General features: G+C 57.3%; 7 protein-coding genes. 6 read left to right on the top strand and 1 reads right to left on the bottom strand.

Annotated elements, in window-relative coordinates:
• The first annotated feature begins 13 nt into the window (after positions 1-13).
• The 5 genes from rtxC to IF803_RS30710 all read left to right on the top strand — a co-directional run bounded on the left by rtxC (position 14) and on the right by IF803_RS30710 (position 5536).
• The gene (rtxC, locus tag IF803_RS30690; RefSeq protein WP_016841944.1) at positions 14-1072 is read left to right on the top strand and encodes a dhydrorhizobitoxine desaturase; all 1059 of its coding nucleotides are present in this window, start codon (positions 14-16) and stop codon (positions 1070-1072) included.
• Positions 1069-1887, top strand: coding sequence for a gamma-glutamyl-gamma-aminobutyrate hydrolase family protein (locus tag IF803_RS30695; RefSeq protein WP_016841943.1), 819 nt, complete (start codon positions 1069-1071; stop codon positions 1885-1887). The genes rtxC and IF803_RS30695 overlap by 4 nt, the downstream gene beginning before the upstream one ends.
• Positions 1888-2016: 129 nt before the next feature.
• On the top strand, positions 2017-2919 hold the full coding sequence (locus IF803_RS30700) for a DMT family transporter (RefSeq protein ID WP_172648453.1): 903 nt from the start codon (positions 2017-2019) through the stop codon (positions 2917-2919).
• Positions 2916-4205, top strand: coding sequence for a hypothetical protein (locus IF803_RS30705; protein ID WP_016841941.1), 1290 nt, complete (start codon positions 2916-2918; stop codon positions 4203-4205). Before IF803_RS30700 ends, IF803_RS30705 begins: the two co-directional genes overlap by 4 nt.
• Positions 4202-5536 carry a glutamine synthetase family protein gene (locus IF803_RS30710; protein ID WP_016841940.1) on the top strand — a complete coding sequence of 445 codons (1335 nt, stop codon included), beginning with the start codon at positions 4202-4204 and terminating at the stop codon, positions 5534-5536. The genes IF803_RS30705 and IF803_RS30710 overlap by 4 nt, the downstream gene beginning before the upstream one ends.
• Before the next feature lie 379 nt (positions 5537-5915).
• Here IF803_RS30710 and IF803_RS30715 read toward each other — a convergent pair whose 3' ends face one another.
• Complete coding sequence (locus IF803_RS30715) at positions 5916-6089, bottom strand: hypothetical protein (RefSeq protein ID WP_018270245.1); 174 nt, start codon at positions 6087-6089, stop codon at positions 5916-5918.
• Between the two features lie 309 nt (positions 6090-6398).
• Here IF803_RS30715 and IF803_RS30720 point away from each other — a divergent pair, with 309 nt between their 5' ends.
• Positions 6399-6560 (top strand): sigma factor-like helix-turn-helix DNA-binding protein, encoded by a 162-nt coding sequence (locus IF803_RS30720; protein WP_018270246.1) that lies wholly within the window; start codon positions 6399-6401, stop codon positions 6558-6560.
• Positions 6561-7091 lie beyond the last annotated feature (531 nt).

Below are 7091 nucleotides of genomic sequence, written 5' to 3' on the forward strand. Positions count from 1 at the left end.
GGAGGAGGTTCTCATGAATCAGGCAGACGCTTGGAAACTGAGGTCGTCTCGTTATGAGGCTGTTCAGTTCAGCCGGGAGATCAATAAGCAATTGTCCGAGCTGAGGCCGGACAATGTGATGGGAGCGATCTACATCGCCAAGGATTACGCTGTAATTGCCGCTTGCACGCTCGCGACGCTCTGCGTCTCCTGGTGGCTGTACCCGCTCGCCGTTCTTCTGATCGGTGCCTACCAGCGCGGCCTGACGACGATCGCTCATGATGCGGCTCACCGTACGCTCGCGAAGAACACGACCTGGAACTACGTCCTCGGCATTCTGTTCGCGGCCTATCCCCTGTTCCAGCGCCACTGGGCCTACCGGATCTCGCACGTCTATCTGCATCATCCGTATCTCGGCGACCCGGAGAAGGATCCCGACCTGAAGTTCTTCATGGCCAATGGTGTTTACGACGTCCAGCCTCCCAAGCGGTACGCCTTCAATATCATCTGGAAGCCGATATTTGGTGGCGCGACACTGGCCTACCTGAAGTATCTCTGGACCAACCGGTTTTCGATCACAGATTCCGAGGACCAGAGCCGGTCAAGCATACTTGTCGACAAGTATGGCTTTTACCTCTTCTGGATCGGCATCCTGGCCGGATCATACGCTCTTGGGCTGCTCCACATCGTGATCCTGTTTTGGATCGTCCCCTATCTCACAACGTTTCAGGTTCTTGGCTGGTTTGTCGAGCTCGCCGAGCACTCGCCGATGTGCGAGAGCGAAACGAAGAACGTCTATCTAACCAGGAATCGGAAAGGCAATTTCCTGGAGCGGGCGATCCTTGGACAAAACCTGGACGAGTATCACCTCGAGCATCACCTCTCGCCGGGTATCCCATTCTGGCTGTTGCACAAGGCCCAGAAGATCCGGATGCAGGATCCGGGTTACGCAAAGGTTGCCGCGAGCTGGGGAGGGCTCTTCGTCAAGGGGCCGCAAGGTCAACCCAGTGTCATAACTCAGTTGAAGGAGCGAAATCGACGCTTGTATGAGCAATCGCTTGCTGATGCCCATGCGAAGGGGCACGTGGCGTGACATTGCAACGCTCAGACAACGCTCGCGCCGTGGTCGGCGTCACCTCGAACCGTCTTTTGGTCGATGGTGTGCATCGCGACTGGCTACGGCAAAAATACCTCAAGGCCCTCCTTCATCATGCGGGCGTGGCATGCGTCATATTGCCGACGATCGACGCGGAAGATGTGAGGCTAGAGGTCGGCCTGGCGATCATGGGCGCGCTCGACGGTCTGGTTTTGACAGGGGATGAATCGAATATTGACCCTGCCGTCTTGAAGGCACCTGCATCACTTCCGCCGGCTGACCAACAGGACGTTGATGGTGGAATTCGTGACCGCCCGCGGGATAGGCTCTCTGCGGTAGCCATTGGGAGCGCCATCGCGCTCGGAATGCCGATCTTGGGCATCTGCCGCGGGCTTCAGGAGCTCAACGTCTATTTTGGCGGCACTCTCCATCCATCGCTTGCTGAGTGGAGACTGGGAAGTGGCCTGATGCATGCCGAGAAACCAGATCGTCCAAGAGACCGTCAGTACGATGCCGCGCACAGCGTGAGGATATCTCCTGATGGTGCGCTCTTTCCGATCGTGCGCGCCATCGAAGCGCAAGTGAACTCCCTGCATAATCAAGGCATCGAGCTGCTTGCCGCCGCACTGAGGCGCGAGGCATGGGCGCCTGACGGACTGGTCGAAGCGGCTTCGGTCATCGGCGCGCCGACGTTGCAAATCGGTGTGCAATGGCACCCCGAATGGCACGCCTCAACTGATCTCCTGAGCCAGCGACTGTTCACGGCTTTTGGAGAGGCGTGTGTTGCGTACTACCAAACAAAGAAACATTAGAGGCGGATTGTGACGTTTCAAACCAAGCGCGGTCCGCCCAGGTCGAAAGGTGAGTCTTCCGGAACTGGTGGACAAGCGTGGTCCGGGGGGCGGGCCGCGCCGCCCCGCCCGCAGAGGACGGGTGGGCGATTGACAAGACGCTTCGCTCTGGGAGTTCTCTTTGTAGCGCTCTATGTCGTCCTGAGCGCGGCAGGCGAAGTTTATGCGGCATCGTATTTTCAGCGGGCGGATGCGTTCGTCGCTCTCCTCGTGTCCTTTGCCGCGGTCTGTCTGACATTTAATCTGCTGGCAGGTCACGAGAGAGAAACGGCACGGGTTGCGAAGTCGGCGCTCCTGGTGTTCGTGTCGCTCAATGTCGTGACCGCGATCAGTTGGATCGGGTTGTTTATCGGCCTGAAATACACCGAACCGGCGATCGTCGTCGCGTTCATGGTGGCGCTAGGACCCGCTGCGACGGTGTGGTTAAACGCGCTGATCAGGCGCCAGGGCGTTCCTCCAGCATCCGATATCGTCGTGAGCGTGACGATCGCGGCAGTTGGAAGTTACATGATATGGATCTCGGCAACCGGCAACGCTGGCGTGGAGTGGGGAGCTCGATCGTCCTTCGGCATCGTCTTGGCAATCGTGGCCGGCCTATCGCTCGCTCTTACAAATATACTCGTCAAGCTGCTATTCGACCGCGGATTTTCGGGTCGACAGGTGTTGGCGCATCGTTTTTACGGAACGATCCTTTTGCTGCTGGGACTGGTCGACCATTCCTCCATCGTGCTCGAGATCTCGCAACATTGGCTTGCGATCGCAACGATTGGGCTATCCACGATCATCGTTCCATTGCTCTTGTTCCAGGAGGGTATTCGCCGCGTCGAGCCCTTCACGGTCAACATGGTCCTGTCCACCGCTCCTGTCATCACGTTTCTGTTCCAGTACTTCGATTCTCGTATCGTGCCTTCGCCGCATACGTTCGTTGGAAATGTTCTCATCACGGCTGTTGCCGTCGGCAACGTCTGTTTGCAGTACCGGAGGTCCGCATGAACGAGCGAAACTGTGTAATCGTCGACGCATATTCGACCGGCCGCTTCTTGCCGGAAGAGTTCAAGCGGTATGGAATTTCAACAGTGCATGTGATGTCGGCTGCACAGATTCCGTCGATCTTTCAATCGCATTTCAATGCTAATCTGTATGATGAAGTCATTCGCCCGCCCGAGCGCATGGGGTACGACGAGATCGTTGAATATCATCTTCGGGCTCTCCAGGGCAGGGAGCTGGAGTTCGTCATAGCGGGGTGCGAGACAGGAGTTGAGCTGGCCGATTCGATCTCGGAGCGGCTGGGCTTGCCTTCAAATGGCACCGCCCTTTCGGCCGCCCGACGGGACAAATCGCGCCTGTCTGAAGCGTTGGCCTCAGCAGGCGTGCGATCGATCAGACAAGTGGTGTCCGACAATGCTGAAGTGATCGCAAGATGGAAGCGTCAAGAGACCTTCGATGAGCTTGTGATCAAGCCGCTGAACAGCACAGGCACGGAGGACGTGTTCTTTTGCTCGACGGATGCCGATATTCAGCGCGCTGTAACCGCGATCGTCGGTAAGACGAACCGTGTCGGAACGCTCAATCAATTGGCGCTTGGACAGGAGAAAATCAACGGCCAGCAATATACCGTAAATGCCGTCTCGATCGACGGCGAGACCTTCGTCACGGAGGCCTGGACCTATGACACTGTTCCTATTGAGGGCGCGTCTTCGGTCTGCTCACTCGAGCGGTTATTGGGAGGTAAGGAGCCAATCGTTCTTGAACTATCCGACTACCTTGAACGTGCGCTGCGGGCGCTTCGGATCACCGACGGACCTGCTCATGCCGAGATCATCGTCGATGATCGGGGACCGGTTCTGGTCGACTTCGGAGCGAGGCTGCAAGGAACCATGTCGGCAAAAGCCAGGACGATGGCGTTGGGCCATAACCATTTGACGCTCACCGCGTGGCGTTACGCAGATCCCAAAGGCTTTGCTGGGTATATGAGGCGACGCGGGGTTTACAAGCGGCAGGCTCATGCACTGTGCGTCTCGCTGATCTCCGACATGGGCGGTGTTGTTGCCGGCTATCCCGGACTCGATGCGATCGGCAAGCTGCCGAGCTTCGCGGATGCCATTGCGTTCGTTCCGATAGGGCAAAACCTGGTTCCGACGATCGACTTGGCGTCGACGCCAGGCATTGTGTATCTCGTGAACAACGACCTGATACAGCTTGAGGAAGATTATCGCCAACTGCGTGCGATGCGGATGGACCAGGTGTTCGATTTGGTGCCGCAGGAAGCGAACCAATGACCGGCATCTGCGACAGTTGCACGAATTCAGCCGCTGCGGCGATGATCGGTGTGAGCGACTTCGATGGCATCCTTCGAGGCAAACACGTCCTGGGTGAAGATCTTTCCGTCGGGAATAAGGTCATCAAGTTCTCTGAAGCGGTGCTCGCGTGGGATTGTTCGGACCGCGTCATTCCGGCGGGCTTCACGCAAGAGCCGCAGTCAGTATTTGGGGACGCCGATCTGCGCGTTCTGTCCGGCACCGGCCGTTCGGTGTCTTATGCCGGCGATCAATATCTCTATCTGGCTGAGTTTGCGGGCGCACATGAGAGCGTCTGCCCGCGCGGTATTCTGCGTAAAGTCCTGCAAAGGGTTGCCGACCGCGGATACAGCTGCAGCGCCGGGTTCGAGTTTGAGTTTATGCTGTTCAAGGAGAACGCCGACATAATTGAAGACAAGCCGTTCGGCCAATGGGCTCCTTTGACGCGGGGCCCATTCGGCTACTCGATTGCGCGGTCTGTCGCGCACAGGGAGCTGTTCGGTGAGATCCTGGCGCTTTGTGAGAAGTCCAGAATCCCTCTCAGCGGGCTGCACTTTGAAACGGGACCAGGCGTGATTGAAGCGTCACTTCGTCATTGTGATGCCCTGGAAGCCGCCGATCGAGCAATCATATTCAAGTCGATGATAAAGGCCTGGGCGCAGACGCGCGGCATGATGGCTACATTCATGGCCAAGGTTTCAGAGAATTGGCCGGGCCAGTCCGGCCATATTCACGTCTCGATGTCCGCAGATGGTCAGAATGTGTTTTACGATAGTGAGGCGTTTCGCAACGTCTCGAAGCTCATGAGGCAATTCATCGGCGGACAATTGAAATACATGAATGATTTCTGTGTGCTCGCTGTGCCGAATTTCAATAGCTACAAGAGATTGGTACCTGGTTGTTGGGCACCAATCTATCCGAGCTGGGGAATCGACAACCGATCCTGCGCGGTACGCGTCATTCCGGGAGACCCGTCTGCACATCGTCTCGAATACAGGCTGCCCGGTGCAGACCTGAACCCATATCTTGCCCTCGCATGTGCCATCGGTTCCGGCATATTGGGTATCGAGACAAACGCGGCGCTCCCGGCTTCGATCGTCGGTGATGCAAGCGCGGAGGCCTGCCTTCCGTCTGGGAGGCTGCCTCAAAGCTTGGCAGAGGCAACATATCGGTTTGCACAGTCTCCGGCAGCCAATGATGTCTTCGGTGAAAGGTTTGTTGAAGCGTTTTCTTGCTCCCGCCGTTGGGAATGGGAGGCCGTTCAACATCGGGTCACAGACTTTGAACGCCGGCGGTATTTCGAGATCATTTAGCCAGCTTGAGCTGTACAGACCGGCGCCTTCCAAGCATCAACTGATCGGCCGGTTTCAATAAGTCATCCATGCTCTCATTTAGCAGCAGGCGGACGAGCGCTCCAATTGGTGAGTTGCTCCTCCTCCTTGGAGGGAAGGCTCCCGCGTCTTGCGGCCGATGAAGGCGTCCGGCCTGGCACTCTAAGTAATTCCGCAGCCCGCGAGATCAGCTCACAAACGCGCCCTACGTAATCTTGGAAAGCCTCATGGTGCACGCGCGAAGCGCGATCGGTGTCGGCCATGGCCGCGCTTATTGCTTCGGCAGCGGGCGCGCGCTCGGTCTCCCAGCCGACAGCGTGACGCAGACAATGCGCCGATGCATCCTATGTTGTTAAGGGAACTAAGGCTTTGTTGCTCTTATCGTCCGCTCGACCTCATCGGTCAGTGTCCGATGATGAGCTGCCAGCTTGGCGAATAGCTCTTTCTTAGTCGGACTGGTCGCCAGCTTGCTGATTAGCTCACACTCTTCCGCCTCGATCCGAAGTTTTTCCAAGCGCGCCTGCATGTTCTTCATGGAAGGCCTCCCCGCAAGAGGCGGGGATCATCTCATGGGGAACCTGACGGGAACAAGCTATGACAACAGACGGCGACCGATGGAAAAGATGGGCTGAGCACATCCCGTTCGTCTAATCCGAACTAGGACACGCCAAGAATCAAATCAGGACACGGGGCCTGGATACGGATAGCGCTCTACTCGTGCTCGTTGTGGCAAGGACACGCCCTGCGACAGATTAGAGCCCGGTGAAAAACCGGACAGACAGGCTAGCCAATATCTGCGATCCTCTCCGACATTTCAGGACGGAACAATTTTGGGGAGTTTCCAATGCCCGCGTGGTCCGCAGCGGACGAACAGCGACTACTGCAATTGGTTCGAGAAACAGGCCTCACGCAGCGCGAGATCGCTCAGAAGCTCGGGCGGACTGAGGCAGCGGTGAGCGGGCGATTGATCCTTATTAGGAAGCGCGCCGCGGAGAGGGCGGATTAACCCCAAGTGCGGAGCCAATTTTTGTAAGGATTCAACGCAACGCCGCCCGCTTAAAATACATGCGAGCGGCGCTTGCTCTAGCCCCAGGAAGGTTGTTGGCAAAATCCTGATACGTACACTTTGGCACAAAATGCAAATCGCGCGCATACCTAAGAATGGTTAACGCGTCCGTAAGAATACGGGAAAAAGTGGCAAAGCTCGGTTCCCTTGCTCGGCCCGCCTCTTGTGCGCCAATTAGCATACGCTCACAGAGAGCCAGCTCATCCTGCGAACACGGTCAGGCTCGACCATATCGACCAGGTGGCGTGAGGCTTTCTCAGCTTCGCTGCAAATCGTTCGTCGTTCCCCGTCGTCGGCCTTCTTCTCATCCAATAAGGCGATCCTTTGGCTTAACGTCGACTCGGCCTCGGCGGGTAATCCCCTTGCTGGGTACGCCGCAGGCTCGTGGATCATTTGCCGCGCGGCGAACAGGATGGAAGTGGAGCGTCGACCATGATGAGAGGGCTACGCCGGGCTCGTGACGCAGGGAGG

Source organism: Bradyrhizobium sp. UFLA06-06 (assembly GCF_054820065.1).